This window comes from Flavobacteriales bacterium (genome assembly GCA_016700415.1).
Classification (GTDB): Bacteria; Bacteroidota; Bacteroidia; order Flavobacteriales_F; family PHOS-HE28; genus PHOS-HE28.
On the sequence record CP065018.1, the window covers coordinates 2,700,860 to 2,715,859 of the forward strand.

Here is a 15,000-nt window from a genome sequence, read left to right on the forward strand (position 1 = left end):
GTACGAAGGTAATGAACGGTGCAGGCCAAGGCCTAAGTGCCGCCGCTTGCCACGCGGTGCACCACATGGTCATGGCCTTCTACGGGCAGGCTGGCCACCACTTGAAAAGGGAAGCAGACCGCCACGGTGAACGCCTCCGGGTGCTGTGGCAGGAAGGTGTCGTAGTACCCGGCGCCGTAGCCCAGCCGGTGGCCCTTGGCGGTGAAGGCCAGCCCCGGGACGATGATCAGGTCGAAGGTTCCGGTATAGGCATCGCCCGCCGGATGCCGTGTGCCGAAGACACCGGGCACCAGGTCTTGCTGACCCGTGTAACGGTAGTTCTCCATCACGCGGCCCTTCAAGGACTTCGGCGCGTAGACTGCAATGCCCTTCGCCACGGCGCGGTCCAGCAGCGGAAAGAGGTCCACCTCCGAGCCCATCGGCAGGAAGCTGTGCAGCACCTTCACCTTGCGCACGCGCATCACCGCTTCGATCTCGGTGATGATGCATGCGCTCAATGCGGCACGTTCGGCAGGGTCGCAGGCATCGCGCAGGGCGGACATGCGTTGGCGCAGGGCTTTCTTTTCGGCAGCGATCATTCCGGCTCAGGCCTTGAAGTAGGCCTTCAGCTCTTCATCGAAATACTGAAGTGCGTTCTTGATGCCGAGCGGCAGGCCGCCACCGAGCGCACAGAGGCTGCCGATCTCCAGGGTCTCCAACAGGTCGTCGAAGAGCGCGCGGTCGATCTTGTTGCCGTTGGTCTGCGCTTGATGCAGCAGTTCCTCGCCGCGCTTGCTGCCGATGCGGCAGGGGAAGCATTTGCCGCAGCTCTCCACGGCGGTGAATTGGAAGAGGTGATCGAGGTATTCCACCATCGGGAAATCTTCGGGGATGCTCAACACGCCGGCATGGCCGAGCAGGAAGCCCTCCTGCTGGAAGCTCTCGAAATCGATGCTCAGCTTGTCGATCTTGCTCAAGGGCACGATGCCGCCGAGCGGTCCGCCGATGTGCAGGGCCTTCACCTTTTTCCTGAAGCCCTGTCCGAGCTCGTCGATCACTTTGCGCAATGGCGTGCCGCATTCCACCTCGTACAGACCGGGCCGGTTGAAGGCGCTGTCCATGCTCACGAGTTTGGTGCCGTTGCTTTTTTCGGTGCCGAGCTTCGCGAAGGCTTCACCACCATTGGCGATGATCCACGGGACGCAAGCCAGGGTCTCCACGTTGTTCACCAAGGTGGGGCGGTTGAACAGGCCTTGTTGCGCGGGGTAGGGTGGACGCGTGCGCACTTCGCCACGCTTGCCTTCGATGCTGTTGAGCAGGGCGGTCTCTTCGCCGCACACGTATGCACCGGCGGCCATGATCACCTTGAAGCGGTAGTTGAAACCGCTGCCCTTGATGTTCTTTCCGATCCAGCCTTTCGCTTCCAATTCCGCAACGGCCTCCTTCACGATCTGCACAGCTTCGGGATACTCGGCGCGTATGTACAGCACACCCGTATCGGCCCCCGCGCAGTACCCGGCGATCATCATGCCTAACAGCACGAGGTGCGGTCGTTGCTCCAGCAGATAGCGATCGCTGAACGCGGCGGGATCGCCTTCGTCGGCGTTGCACACGATGTACTTGCGCGGTGTGCCATTGCCCGTCCTGTCCTCCGCATCGCGACAGGCCTGCAGCTTGAAGCCCATCGGGAAGCCCGCACCGCCGCGGCCGCGGATCGTCGCGACCTTGATCTCGTTGAGGACGTCGGCGGGGTCGGCCTTCAGCACGCGTTCCCAGATGGCGTAGAAGTCGCCGAGCGCAGGCATCGGTGCCGTAAGGACCGGCTTCTCCATCGAAGTGCCGACATAGTGCTTGCCGTTCGCTTCGGCTTTGCCGCTCTTCATGAGATCACCGAGATGATCGACACTATCGCCGCTGTAGTTCCGGCCGCCGATGTTGAACGCACTGTTCTCGTGGCAGCGTCCCAGGCAGCACATGTGGCCGATCTCCTCCGCCTTGAAATGCTTGCTCAGTTCCTGGTGGACATGATCCTGCGTGCCGGCCACCAAGCAGGTGCTGCCGTTGCACACGTAGGCCTTCACGCCCTTGTTCTCCCGCTTCAAAAAATCGTAGAAACTGCTGGTGCCGTAGGTGTTCGCCTCGCCCACGAGGAAGTCATCACCCACTTCAGTGAGCGCTTCCACGGAAGGTGATCCGCCGTTCGATCGGGCGCGGTCCTGCAGTCGTTCCCATAGTGCGTCGTCGAGCTCCTTGCCGTCGCGGCCGCTGAGCGATGTGATGTTCTTGGACATGCGTAGTTGGATCCTTTTCCGGACGTGCCAAGGTAGGAAGAGAAGCGATTTGGATGAACGCACGCAGGATCGGAGTGATCGTTAAGGCATCCGTCGGCAGCCTGACAACTGACAACGAACAACTGACAACTACATGTCGCCTAGCCCCCACCTTAATGGCCTCTGGTCCAGCGCTGTGCTTGTGTTCCAAGTCTTTGCGTGTAGGACGAGCCGGGTCCCTTTCGACCTTTCCGGCACCGCTCATCGCGAGCTTCAGATAGACGTCGGCCCTGTAGTTGTCGGACCATGTCCATATCGATCGGGATCGAAATGCCGTTACCATACCATCATGAAAGCCGGGTTCCGTGCATTGTCCTTTGCCAATCTATCGGTGCTCACGGCGCCGGCACTGCTCGCGCAGGACTGCTCCATCCCCTTCACCGAGCCGATGTTCGGGGTGCAACAGGAGATGGACATCCTCTACGGTTCGAGCGTTCGGTACAACGGCACCACGCAGGAGCTGCGGTTGAACCTTTTTAAGCCCGTGGACGACGAGCAGACGCAACGGCCGTTGATCATCCTGATCCCCGGCGGCGGCTTCTTCGACGGGGACCGCAGCGACCTCAACGCGATGTGCCGTGATCTGGCGAGCAAGGGCTGGGCCGCGGCCACCATCAGCTATCGGCTGGGCTTCTATGCTCCGTGGCCGCTCAGCTCGCCGTTCGCCTATGACCCGGCAGAGATCGTGCGTGCGGCGTACAGGGCCCAGCAGGATGCGCGCGGGGCCATCCGCTTTCTGAAAGCCCGCAGCGCGATCGACAGCACCAGCACCGTGAATGTGATGCTGATGGGCTTCAGCGCCGGCGCCATCACCGCCTTGCATGCCGCGTATGTGGACGACCCCTCGAAGAAGCCGGCCGCATGCGAGGCCATCGGCCCGGTGACGCGCTTCACCAGCACCTATCCCCGGCCGGACCTCGGGCCGATCGAGGGCACCTTGAACCTGAACGGCCAGAACGAAAAGGTGTTGGCCGTGGCCTCGAACTACGGCGGATTGCTGGACACGTCGCTCATCTCCGGACCGCTGGATCCTGCTTTGTACATGTACCATCAGACGGGCGACCCCGTGGTGGGCTGCGGCTACCAGCAAGGGCTCTGGGGCCTGCCCTTGGGCGTAGGCGACAACTTCCCCTGGCTCTATGGATCGTGCGTTACCGACATCAGGATCCAGCACCTCGACCCGGCACCGGGCCGCTACCTCCTCCATCTCTATGCCGGCAACGAACACGGTGTGCATGACCCGGACGCGATCCTATTGGAGACGGAACTCTTCCTGCGGGACCTTTTCTGCAGCCCGGTCACGGGGGTGAACCTCGCCGCACGCGTTTTTCTGGACGGCCCGTACGATGCTTCGACAGGTCTGATGGACGATCAGCTCCGCAGCTTAGGCGGCTTTCCTATGATCGAACCCTACACCGCATTGGGCTATTCACATGCTGGTGGCGGCGACGAGTTCATCCAGCCCGCCGTGCTCATGGTCACCGGCAACGACGCCATTGTGGACTGGGTGGTGCTGGAGCTGCGCGATGCGATGGACCCCGCAGTGGTATCGGCCACGCGCAGTGCCTTGCTCCAACGTGACGGCGACATCGTGGACGTCGACGGCAACTCCCCGGTCCACTTCAACGCGGCCCCCGCGATGTACAATGTGGCAGTGCTGCACCGCAACCATTTGGGCGCGATGACCCTGGACCCTGTGATCTTGGATGCCACACCTACTCCGGTGGATCTCACCAATGCGGCCACTTCCACCTATGGCACCGAGGCACGTAAAAGCGTCTGGGGAGCCTTCCCGGTCAAAGCGCTCTGGGCGGGCGACGTGAACTTCGACGGGGCGGTGAAGTACACCGGTGCGGACAACGACCGTGATGTTGTCCTGCAGAGCATCGGCGGCAGCTCACCCACAGAGATCGCCACGGGCTACCTGCCCACCGATGTGAACATGAACGGCGTGGTGCAGTACACCGGCGCGGCCAACGACCGCGATATCATTCTACAGAGTGTTGGCGGCAGCTCGCCCACGGGTACGCGGACGGAACAGCTGCCGTAGAGCGCATTGCGGAAGGAAAGGTTGAAGTTGGCCGGAGGCCACAAGGGATCGGTGCGCGAAAAAAAACGAGCGCCGGCGCTGGAGGCTAATGCTGGGCATGGCGGTCATTGTTGAGCGGCCGGATCAGAGGTCCGCGCTAGTCATCTTCCGCTTCAAGCGGCCCTGTCGAAGTTCGTGCCTATCATATCAGGCGTTGTCATCGTTCATCGCTCGTGAAGAGCATGTCCTCGACCGGCATGCGCAGCGAGCGCACTTCCGTGGCACCGGCGAGGGTCAGCTTCATCATGAGCGCTGGCTGAAGTCCCTGCACGTTGAACAGGGAGCGTATCTCCTGGAGCAATGCGCGGCACTTCTGTGCTTGCGCATCACCCAGCACACGCAGTGATGGGTGCTCGGCAAGATGCCCAAAAAAGATGGAGGCCGATACCGGGTGGACCGCCACACCCATCGCCGTGGCCTTCAACCATACCCGCTGGGCAGCACGTCCGGCCAGCAGGCGCCCGCGCAGGTCCAGTTGTGGCACGGCCACCAGTACCACCGCGGCCGCGTTCCGCACGGCATCGGCGGTCGGGCGCTCCAATGCGCGGCTACCGCTCCGCCGCAGCAGATCGATGAACCAGGGCTTGGCCGCAAGGCGCAGGGCCATGCGCCCGGCCGCTGGCAACCCGAGGGTCCGCACATCCAGCCCGTCGCGGGTGCGGGCCGCTTCCGCAGCGGTCCAACGCACCTCGCGCCCGAAGAATTCGGCATGTCCATGCGGGTCCAGCAGCCGGATCTGTTCCGCCGTTCCGCAGATGCCGCCTACCCGGGCCAGCGCATCGCGGTCCTCGACCGCCAGCAGGCGTGCCCCCTCCACCGCTGCCAGGGCCTCCTGCAATGCTGCGATCGTTCCTTGAGGCAGGTCCGTGCCCAGGGAGGGGCCCCGGTTGGTATGCCGGGCAGCGAGCTGTTCCGCCCACGCGTAGGACTCCGGGCGTGGCGTTCCCTCGACGCGTTCGAACCAGGCGATCGGACCCGGGCCGACTGCTTCGGCCATGCGGACGTCGAGCTGCACGCCGGATGCACCGGCTTGCTGGAGCACGTTCTCAATGAACATCCCGAGCGCGATGTGCGGGATCATTCGTTCGGGGTCGTGGACGGAGTAGGACCGCTCGGCGTCGTGGAACAAGAGCAGGCGGCCGCCGTGCAACAGCAATTTCCATGGCTGATCATTGCCTGCCGAGGGTGCCAGAGCGCCTGCGGACACGAGTTTTTGGGCTAGATCGGCACTGATGGTCAGGCGTGGCGTCGCAAGGCCGAGCCGCGATGCTTGCGAGATCATTTCCTCAGGTTGCAGAGGTGCTGGTCGGTTCGTATCCATGGGCGATCAGCAATATTAGCTCAACAGGGCCATGCTGATCATGACCAATGTTATTTGTTCCGGGTCGATGCCTGAAAGCGGCCCTTTGTTGGTATGGACCGGTCATGAGTCCCAATGTGACGCGACCTCTGGGATTATTGCAAATCGGATACCCTAACGATGGATGTGGATATTGTCGGCAGCATTCACGCTCAGGCCTTCCGCCCAGCTTCGCCCTTCGGTGCTCCGCACCCATTGCACCTCGCCGAGCGTGTTCACCTTGATCAAGAAGGTACTGTCGGTTTCCGCTTCGAAGCACCTAGAGGCTATCGGGGGTGGCGATGCTGATCTCGCCGAGGTAGCTGCCGTACCGGATAATGCTGCTGTCCGACTGCATGCCCACACAGGCAGCGCCCGCTTTCCGGCATGAGGGTCAGGTTGTCCGTGCCTCGTGGACCGATGAACTATTTTGGCGTTCCGCACTAGGAGGAGGCCGTCTGGCCATGCCGGCCTTCATGCATGAGCACAAGCAGCAGCCCGTTGCGGCAGGCAAGCCCGTCTTCGAAATGCGCGTGGGCATCCACACCGGCCCGGTCGTCGCGGGTATCGTAGGCGTGAAGAAGTTCCAGTACGACATCTGGGGCGACACGGTGAACACCGCCAGCCGTATGGAGAGCAGCGGTGAAGTGGGGCAGGTGAACATCAGCGAGGCGACGTATGTACTGGTGAAAGATGTGAATAGCGAATGGTCATTGGCGAATAGTGAGCAACCCATTCACCATTCACCAACTCCCATTCACCGACCTGCATTCACCTTCACCCCGCGCGGCAAAGTGCAAGCAAAGGGCAAGGGTGAAATGGAGATGTACTTCGTTAGTAACAGCCTTGGTGAAGGCTGACTTCGTGAGGTGGCAACTCAGTCAGGGAGGCAGTGGTTATTGCGACCGGTCGGTACCAGCTTACCTTTCCGCTTCAATGGCGGAACCAGGATCGACATCGGGTAGTCCATCGGATGAAGGGCGACCATTTCACGGGGATCCCGAGGAAGCAGCCGTGCTGGCTGCTCACGACAAGTTCTGGCAGAGCTATGCGCGCCGCGACCTCGACGAACGCTTCAGCATTTGCGCCGAGGACATCACATTCTTCGGCACCGCAATGCACGAACGGGCCACCAACAAGGCCCAGTACCGCGCCATGAACGAGAAGGGCTTGGAGCAATATCCTGAGCCCTTCGTTATAGAGAACCTGTGGCTCGATGTGCACCTGCTAGGCGACACGGCCTGGACGGAATGCGATTCCTACTGGATCCAGGAGCACGCCGGTACACCCATTCGCGACCTGCTGCGGCAGACCACCATTTTCCACAGGCGGGACGGCCAGTGGTCGGTGGTGCACGTACACGGGTCCGAGCCGGATTACCGTTTGCAGGAAGGCGAATACATGACCAACCCGAAGATCATTGCGCGCAACAAGGAACTGGAAGGACAGGTGGCGGAGCGAACGCGCCAGCTGAAGTATGAGAAGAAGCGCAGCGAAGATCTGTTGCTCAACATCCTGCCTGCGGAGGTGGCGCAGGAATTGATGGACACCGGCACCTCGATCGCAAAGCAGTACGAGAACGCCACCATCCTGTTCACGGATTTCAAGGATTTCACGCGGGCCAGTGAACTGATGTCACCGCAGGAACTGGTGGCGGAACTGAACAGCTGCTTCAAGGCTTTCGACAACATCATCACCGCTCGTGGCATCGAGAAGATCAAGACCATAGGCGACTCCTACATGTGCGTGGGCGGCCTGCCCGACCCCGGCACAAGCACGCCGACGGACGTGGTGCATGCGGCGTTGGAGATGCAGTCGTTCATGAAGTCGCGGAAGAAGGAACGCGATGGGCAAGGCCTGCCCGCGTTCGAGATGCGGGTGGGCATCCACACCGGTCCGGTAGTGGCGGGCATCGTAGGCGTGAAGAAGTTCCAGTACGACATTTGGGGCGATACGGTGAACACCGCGAGCCGCATGGAATCTTCAGGCGAGGTCGGGCAGGTGAACATCAGCGAGGCGACGTACCGGTTGGTTGTCGGTGATCGGTTGTCGGTTGTCGGGCGTGCGGATGAACAAAGGATATCGGACAACCGACAATCCTTCAGCTTCACCCCGCGCGGAAAAGTGCAGGTGAAAGGGAAGGGAGAGATGGAGATGTACTACGTGGAGCGGGCCTAAAGTGGCCAAGCCAGCGTACCCCGTAGAAATACGAGGCGCAAGACCGGAGGGAATGCGCACCTTGCAAGGCCGGATAACACCGGTCTACACACAACAAACATGAGGGGTCCGGTCCATCCGTTCGGAGTTTCCATGGAGGCTGAACGCAGTGCACGATGAGCCGCGCATTTTGTCGCCTGCTCGTTTTCATGATCCTGCTTTCCGCAGGAAGGTCGCTCACCATGGCGGCCGCGGTGAATGCATCCGGGATCGATACGGCTGCTGTTCCATCACCTTCGTTGCAACGGGAGACCGCGCCACGAAGCGACGCCTTAGTGATCACTGAACAAGCCTTGCGCGACCATCGGTTCTTTGCGTGGGATATCGTGACCAGAATGCCGGGCATCGACCTGATGCAGCTCGGACATCCGCGCTATTCACAGGACGACCGCGCCGAATTCGCAACGCGCGGATACGATGACGCGATGTGGCCTGCACTGGACAGCTCCGCCTACGCAGATCTTTCACGCGGCAAGGTCTTCTGGGTGCGTTTCGAAATGGTGTGCCCGACCACTTCGGATACATCCGGCATGGGTGAAGCAGACCTCCACATCTTCAGCCAAGGCGCCATCGAGGTATACCTGAACGGCCGCATGGTGGATCGCATCGGGAGCCTGCCTGCACCGGAGATAGCAGGGCCTTACCACACAGCCTCATTCAGTCCACGTCGCACGGTCCGTCTTCATTTTCTGTACGATGGGAGGCCGGAGATCATCGCCATCCGTGCGGTGTACGCACCTGACCGCGACTTCAATCGAGGCGGCTCCGACCTCTTGAAGTTCGACCTTTCCAGCTCCGCGGTCACGGAGAACATCAGGGAACTTGAAGGCAACGCGTTGCTCCTGTACGGCATGTTCACGGGCATCAACCTGCTCATCATGCTCCTGGCCATCGCCATCCTTTCCTGGGGTGGTCGTGACAAGGGCTGGCCGCAATTGGCGGTATTCTCCTTCGCCTTGGCGTTGGTGGCCATCACCAACACGGTGATGAAGGTGGCCGCCGACCTCCCTTTGGCCGCTATGGAAAAAATTGGTTACGTGAATGATCTGGCCTATCCGCTCAGCATACTGTTCCTCGTGCTGGTGTTGCGCGCCATGTTCGGCGATGGCGATCGGCGCGGCACGTGGTTCTTCATCGGCCTAACTGCGGTGATGATCGGCCTGAACTTCCTGAATTACTATTTCCCCGGAACGTCCGGTAAGTACGGCTCTTGGATGACGCTGATCTATTTTTTCGAGGTGGTGCGCCAAGCTTGGAACGCCATGCGGAAGAAGGTGCCTGGTGGTTGGTTGATCGCCGTCGGGTCATTGGTCTTCGTCTGCGGTGGGGTGTTGTTGGAGCAAGCCTACAACTATTCGGGACAGGAAATGCCGTTCCTCCTGCGCACGATCATGCGGCTCACCGTCTACCTCTCCATGCCGGTCACCATCGCGGTCTATATGGCGCTGCGTTCGGTGCATGCCAACCGCCTGCTGGCGCGGCAGCGCGATGAGCTGGACATCGAGGTGAACGAACGCACGGCGGAACTGCGCGTGGAGAAACAACGTTCGGATGATCTGCTGCACAACATCCTGCCGGAGGAGGTGGCGAACGAACTCAAGGCGAAAGGAAGCGCGGAGGCCGAGCTCATTGAGCATGTCACGGTGCTCTTCACGGATTTCAAAGGCTTCACCGCGATGAGCGAACAGCTCAGTCCGAAGGAGCTGGTGCGCGACATCCATGAATGCTTCAGCGCCTTCGACGGCATCTGCGGGAAGTACGGCATCGAGAAGATCAAGACCATCGGTGACGCTTACATGGCGGCGGGCGGCCTGCCCACGCCCAACACCACGCACGCCACGGATGTGGTGCGCGCCGCGTTGGAAATGCGGGACTTCATCGCCGAAGGCAAAGCGCGAAAAGTGGCGGCGGGCCTACCCTATTTCGAGATCCGCATCGGCGTACACACCGGTCCGGTCGTAGCAGGCATCGTAGGCGTGAAGAAGTTCCAGTACGACATCTGGGGTGACACGGTGAACACGGCGAGCCGCATGGAAAGCAGCGGTGAGGTGGGGCAGGTGAACATCAGTGAAGCGACGTATGCACTCGTGAAAGATGAAGCGGACCTCACGTTCTCCCCGCGAGGCAAAGTGCAAGCGAAGGGCAAAGGGGAAATGGAAATGTACTTTGTATCCAATAACAATCCCATCACTTGACCCGGACACTTCTCCTTCTGGTGCTTTGGGCCGCTCTTGTCCCGGCATTCGGTCAGCAAGCCCGGCTGGATCGTCTCATCGATCGGTTGAGCGAGCAGCCCGGACCGGATACGGCGCGCATGAACACGCTGGTGGAAATGGCCCGCGTGTACGCCACCATCAACTACCCGAAAGCGCTGGACGCCGCACATGAGGCATGGCGCATCGCCGATCGTTTGGACAACGATGAAGGCCGTGCGGCGGCTTGGACCTTCGAGGCCTATGCGCACATCCGCGCGGAAGAGTTCGCTGCCGCCGATTCGGTGAACAAGCGCGCCATGACGATCACTGGCAAGGGTGGCCACCCGCGCTTGCTCGGGTACAACTACTGGTTCAACAACGCCAAAGCGGTATGGGGCGATACCACTGCGAACTACAGGCAAGAGATGGCCGAAGCCATTCGGCTGCTGCGCAGTGTGGGCGATGACCAAGGCGTGGCAGAGGTATTGGTGGAGTCGTCGTTGTTCATTCTCAATACCGATGTACAGGGAAGGAAGGACAGCCTGGAGAAGGCGACCGCCATCTACGAGGCAAACCACGACTTGTCGGGCTTGGCGCAATGTGAGGGCGCGCGGCTCTTCGTCGGACTCTATGCGGATGACACCAAGGCCCTCATCCTAGCGCTGGAGCGGGCACTCGCAATGGCCGAACGGGATGGCAATCTCTGGGTGATCTCTGCCATGCAACAGAACCTGGGGTTCATGTTCATCGGCTCTGCGGATTATGAACGTGGCCTACAGTATACACTGGCGAGCATCCGCTCCCTCGAGGCGCAACAGCACGAACATGCGATCGGCGAACTCTATGCGAATGTCGGATACCTGCTCCTTGAAATGAACGATACAGAGGCGGCAGGATCATACTTCCGGACAGCACTCACCAAGCAGCCGAGTGGCAGTCCGAACACCTTGATCGGCCTGGCCATTGTCTGTTTGCGCCAACAAAAGCCGGACAGTGCATTGTTCCACTTGGATAAGGCACGCGCCATTTCATCGCAGGGGGATAATGAGGCGGAACTCGGCGAGATCGAAGGTTGGGAGGGCGATGCCTTAGCCATGAAGGGGGACACGGTAGCGGCCATCACGCACTATGAGGGTGCATTGCGGATGCATCGCAGAGACGTTACCTCCTCGGAACTGGAAGCAAGGGAGTCCAACGCCTTGGGCAATGTGCTCTTGAGTGCTTCGGCCCACGTTCTGGCGGCCACTGGCAACAAGCGCACCGAAGCGCGGGCGCATGCGGAAAGCCTCTTCACCCGGGCGCTGGAACTGGGGCGTAAGAACGACCTGTTGAAGCCCCAAGAACAGGCCTTGCGGGGTTTGGCACGATCGTACGACCTGCAAGGGAACCCTGTTGCAGCGCTGGACTTCTTCAAGCAGTATGCTGTCATAAAGGACAGCACCCTCAACATCGATAAGGCGAAGGCCGTGGCCTTGCTCAGTGTGCAATACGAGACCGAGAAGAAGGAGCAGGAGATCGTGCTGCTCGGGAAGGACAAGGAGGTGCAAGCGAAGGAGATCCAGAAGCAGAAGCTGGTGCGTAATGGCTTCATGGGCGGCTTCGCACTGGTGGCTTTGTTCGCGGGCGTGTTCTTCTTCCAGCGCAACCGGATCAGCAAGGCGCGCAAGCGCAGTGATGAGTTGCTGTTGAACATCCTTCCCGCGGAAGTAGCGGAAGAACTGAAGGAGAAGGGCGAGGCCGAGGCCCGGCTCATCCCGCACGTCACGGTGCTCTTCACGGACTTCAAAGGCTTCACCGCGATGAGCGAACAGCTGAGTCCCAAGCAATTGGTGAAGGACCTCCACGAATGCTTCAGCGCTTTTGACGGGATGATGGAGCGGCACGGGTTGGAAAAGATCAAGACTATTGGTGATGCGTACATGGCTGCAGGCGGGTTACCGGTGGAGAACAGTACGCACGCGGAGGACGCGGTGCGGGCCGCCTTCGAGATGCGCGATTTCATTGCCGAGGGCAGGGCCGGCAAGGTCGCCGCCGGGCTGCCCTTCTTCGAGATCCGCATCGGCATCCACACCGGCCCGGTAGTGGCGGGCATCGTGGGTGTGAAGAAGTTCGCCTACGACATCTGGGGCGATACGGTGAACACGGCGAGCCGCATGGAGAGCAGTGGTGAAGTCGGGCAAGTGAACATCAGCGAAGCGACGTATGCATTGGTGAAGGGTGAAGCGGATCTCACGTTCACCCCACGCGGAAAAGTGCAGGCGAAAGGGAAAGGGGAGATGGAGATGTACTTTGTCAACGCGACAGGATCGGTCACACAAGAATGAAATTGTCAGTCCCTCGCGCGCTCGTCAAATGGACCATGACATCGTGCCTCGCGTGCATCACCTGCATGTCCACGATCGGCCAAACGCATGAATTGGATTCCTTGCGCACACGCTTGCGCACCGAAGGCCCCACCACAGCACGCGTGGACATGTTGAACCGGGTGGGCATGTGGACGTTCGACGCGACCGGGGACACGGCATGCCTCGTTTCCCTGAAGGAGGCCGCGGCCCTTTCCACCACCCTCGGATACCGCGTCGGCATGGCCTACATCCCCTGCATTAAGGCGATCCGCTTGAACCAACAAGAAGACTATCCCGGGTCGATCAAGGCATGGAAGGAGAGCATCGAGCTCTTGGATAAGGAGCATGTCGAGCAGTTGTACTTCTCTCCCTTGTCATTCATACGCATCGCCTACAATTCCTCCGGTGCGCAAGAGGAGCGCTTGGCCTTCTACCAAGCGGCTTTGGAGCGGTATCGCCGCACCGGACCGGAGGTGAATTTGGCGGCCAGCTATCATGGCCTTGCCGGTTACTATCTTCAATTCGAACAGTACGCACTTGCCATTGAGAACTACTTGAAGTCCGGCGAGTACTTCCAGGGCCGCGATCCCGAAGCGGCGGCGAACGAGACGTTGATGGCGGGCTGGTCCTATCGGGTGTGGGGCAACCTTGACCGTGCTGAACCCTATATCCGCCAGGCACTGAAGGATAATGAAGAACAGCACTATTTCGCCGATGTCCGAATGCTACATGGAGCTCGGCCGCCTCGAACTGCTGCGCGGGGATACACTCAAGGCGTTGCAATGCTTCAAGGACACACGCGTCTCGTGGGCGCGTGTCCCTATTCTACAGCAAGGAGTGTGCAGGGTGCTCCTCGCGATGTCCTACATCTGGACGGGCCAGCTGGACAGTGCCCGCATGGAGCTGGATACAGTGAATGTGATCGCGGCCAAGAACTATCTCCCCATCTCTTCCATCAGTGGCGACTGCGAAGTGTCCTTCGGCAACTATCTCTATCAGCGCGCCGTTGGGAACCGCGTTGCCGCTACCCGTTACTTGGAAAAGGCCTTGGGCGAAGCCACGACGCTGTATAGCTTGGGCCTGGTCCTGAAATACGAACTGGAGCTGAGCAACATTTACAAGTCCGCAGGTCGGGATCGCGAGGCCTTGGACCTGGCGCTGGACCATGCCCGCCTCAGCGATTCATTGAAGACCATCACCAGCAAGGGTGCCTTGGCGGCCTACGAGAATACCGTGCAAGAGCGGCAAAGTGCATTGGAGATCGAGCGGCAGAAAGCCAACGTCCAGCAACAACAGGAACGGTTACGGCAACAACGCATTATCTCCTTCTCCATCGCCGGCGGCCTGCTCCTGCTGATCGCGCTGGCCTTCTCCGTGTATCGCGGCAAGAAGCGCAGCGATGAACTGCTGTTGAACATCCTACCGGAGGAAGTGGCCAACGAGTTGAAGGCAAATGGCCATGCCGTTGCCAAACAGTTCGACAGCGCCACCATCCTCTTCACCGATTTCAAAGGCTTCACCGAAGCGAGCGAGAAGCTATCCCCGCAAGATCTGGTGGAAGAGTTGAACACCTGCTTCAAAGCCTTCGACAACATCATCACCGCGCGCGGCATCGAGAAGATCAAGACCATCGGCGACGCCTACATGTGCGCAGGCGGTCTGCCGGACCCGAAGAGCGCAGCACCGGCGGACGTGATGCATGCCGCGTTGGAAATGCAAGCGTTCATGATCACACGGAAAAAGGAGCGCGATGCAAAAGGGCTGTCTGCTTTCGAAATGCGCGTGGGCATCCACACCGGCCCCGTCGTCGCAGGCATCGTGGGCGTGAAGAAATTCCAGTACGACATCTGGGGCGATACGGTGAATACGGCGAGCCGCATGGAGAGCAGCGGTGAAGTGGGGAAGGTGAACATCAGTGAGGCGACGTATGATCTGGTGAAGGATGTGGTCCACCAGTCACCAGTCACCAACGACCGTTCACCAGTATTCACCTTCACCCCGCGCGGCAAAGTGCAGGCAAAGGGCAAGGGAGAAATGGAGATGTACTTTGTGGAGCGCCTCGTGGCCTGACCATGCCCACCGTCTACACCGTCTACGTCATCGAGCTCAGCCGGAAGGTATTCACCGAGGACCGCAAATTCCGCGAGGCGAACCCGCAGTACAACGGTGTGCTTGAATGCCTCTACGTGGGCCAGACGAGCAAGACTCCGCAGGAGCGGTTCACGCAGCACAAGACAGGCTACCGCAATGCGAAAGGACAGAAGCTCTCGTCGAACATCGTGGAGAAGTATGGCCGCTATTTGAGGCCGAGCCTCTATCAGGACATCGGCCCGCTGAGCCGCAAGGAAGCGCTGGAAGTGGAACTGGGGCTGGCGCTGGAATTGCGGAAGAAGGGCTACGCCGTATGGTTCGGGTGAAGGGGTGAGATCAACTGCACAGGTGTACCATAGCTGCTGCGGAACGACGAACGGCGAGAGTTTCCTCGCCGTTCGTTCTGCTCATCGGG

11 protein-coding genes are annotated in these 15,000 nt (G+C 60.3%); 7 read left to right on the forward strand and 4 right to left on the reverse strand.

All coding sequences use genetic code 11. The features are described from left to right. Positions 1-32: 32 nt before the first annotated feature. Together IPP95_11275 and IPP95_11280 are read right to left on the reverse strand one after the other, a co-directional pair. Positions 33-578, reverse strand: a complete 546-nt coding sequence (locus tag IPP95_11275; protein ID QQS71763.1) for a 5-formyltetrahydrofolate cyclo-ligase — start codon at positions 576-578, stop codon at positions 33-35. A 6-nt stretch (positions 579-584) separates the two neighbouring features. After that, a complete protein-coding gene (locus IPP95_11280) occupies positions 585-2,270 on the reverse strand; it encodes a formate dehydrogenase (GenBank protein ID QQS71764.1) in 1,686 nt (561 codons plus the stop codon). 328 nt (positions 2,271-2,598) lie between these two features. On the opposite strand from IPP95_11280, the gene IPP95_11285 reads away from it, so the two are divergent. After that, the gene (locus tag IPP95_11285) at positions 2,599-4,359 is read left to right on the forward strand and encodes an alpha/beta hydrolase (protein QQS71765.1); all 1,761 of its coding nucleotides are present in this window, start codon (positions 2,599-2,601) and stop codon (positions 4,357-4,359) included. A 196-nt stretch (positions 4,360-4,555) separates the two neighbouring features. On the opposite strand, the gene IPP95_11290 is transcribed toward IPP95_11285, so the two are convergent. Further along, positions 4,556-5,680 carry a hypothetical protein gene (locus IPP95_11290; protein QQS71766.1) on the reverse strand — a complete coding sequence of 375 codons (1,125 nt, stop codon included), beginning with the start codon at positions 5,678-5,680 and terminating at the stop codon, positions 4,556-4,558. 395 nt (positions 5,681-6,075) lie between these two features. On the opposite strand from IPP95_11290, the gene IPP95_11295 reads away from it, so the two are divergent. From IPP95_11295 to IPP95_11310, 4 genes are all read left to right on the forward strand, one after another. Continuing rightward, positions 6,076-6,597 (forward strand): hypothetical protein, encoded by a 522-nt coding sequence (locus IPP95_11295; protein ID QQS71767.1) that lies wholly within the window; start codon positions 6,076-6,078, stop codon positions 6,595-6,597. 76 nt (positions 6,598-6,673) lie between these two features. Beyond that, a complete protein-coding gene (locus tag IPP95_11300) occupies positions 6,674-7,915 on the forward strand; it encodes a nuclear transport factor 2 family protein (protein QQS71768.1) in 1,242 nt (413 codons plus the stop codon). Between the two features lie 155 nt (positions 7,916-8,070). Further along, positions 8,071-10,149, forward strand: coding sequence for a hypothetical protein (locus IPP95_11305; GenBank protein ID QQS71769.1), 2,079 nt, complete (start codon positions 8,071-8,073; stop codon positions 10,147-10,149). After that, entirely contained in the window at positions 10,146-12,473 is a 2,328-nt protein-coding gene (locus IPP95_11310; GenBank protein QQS71770.1) for a hypothetical protein, read from the forward strand. The genes IPP95_11305 and IPP95_11310 overlap by 4 nt, the downstream gene beginning before the upstream one ends. Here the strand turns inward: IPP95_11310 and IPP95_11315 are convergent. Then, a complete protein-coding gene (locus IPP95_11315; protein ID QQS71771.1) occupies positions 12,460-12,642 on the reverse strand; it encodes a hypothetical protein in 183 nt (60 codons plus the stop codon). The two genes, IPP95_11310 and IPP95_11315, sit on opposite strands and share 14 nt — an antisense overlap. 566 nt (positions 12,643-13,208) lie before the next feature. On the opposite strand from IPP95_11315, the gene IPP95_11320 reads away from it, so the two are divergent. Together IPP95_11320 and IPP95_11325 are read left to right on the forward strand one after the other, a co-directional pair. Beyond that, complete coding sequence (locus IPP95_11320) at positions 13,209-14,564, forward strand: adenylate/guanylate cyclase domain-containing protein (protein ID QQS71772.1); 1,356 nt, start codon at positions 13,209-13,211, stop codon at positions 14,562-14,564. Between the two features lie 2 nt (positions 14,565-14,566). Next, the gene (locus tag IPP95_11325) at positions 14,567-14,911 is read left to right on the forward strand and encodes a ribose-5-phosphate isomerase (GenBank protein QQS71773.1); all 345 of its coding nucleotides are present in this window, start codon (positions 14,567-14,569) and stop codon (positions 14,909-14,911) included. Positions 14,912-15,000: the final 89 nt, after the last annotated feature.

Excerpts from the sequence above, each read along its gene's own strand:
- IPP95_11300 (QQS71768.1), top strand. The coding sequence starts at position 6,674 with ATGGCGGAACCAGGATCGACATCGGGTAGTCCATCGGATGAAGGGCGA.
- IPP95_11280 (QQS71764.1), bottom strand. The coding sequence starts at position 2,270 with ATGTCCAAGAACATCACATCGCTCAGCGGCCGCGACGGCAAGGAGCTC.
- IPP95_11295 (QQS71767.1), top strand. The coding sequence starts at position 6,076 with ATGCTGCTGTCCGACTGCATGCCCACACAGGCAGCGCCCGCTTTCCGG.
- IPP95_11325 (QQS71773.1), top strand. The coding sequence starts at position 14,567 with ATGCCCACCGTCTACACCGTCTACGTCATCGAGCTCAGCCGGAAGGTA.
- IPP95_11305 (QQS71769.1), top strand. The coding sequence starts at position 8,071 with ATGAGCCGCGCATTTTGTCGCCTGCTCGTTTTCATGATCCTGCTTTCC.
- IPP95_11320 (QQS71772.1), top strand. The coding sequence starts at position 13,209 with ATGTCCGAATGCTACATGGAGCTCGGCCGCCTCGAACTGCTGCGCGGG.
- IPP95_11285 (QQS71765.1), top strand. The coding sequence starts at position 2,599 with ATGAAAGCCGGGTTCCGTGCATTGTCCTTTGCCAATCTATCGGTGCTC.
- IPP95_11275 (QQS71763.1), bottom strand. The coding sequence starts at position 578 with ATGATCGCTGCCGAAAAGAAAGCCCTGCGCCAACGCATGTCCGCCCTG.
- IPP95_11290 (QQS71766.1), bottom strand. The coding sequence starts at position 5,680 with ATGATCTCGCAAGCATCGCGGCTCGGCCTTGCGACGCCACGCCTGACC.
- IPP95_11315 (QQS71771.1), bottom strand. The coding sequence starts at position 12,642 with ATGCCCACCCGGTTCAACATGTCCACGCGTGCTGTGGTGGGGCCTTCG.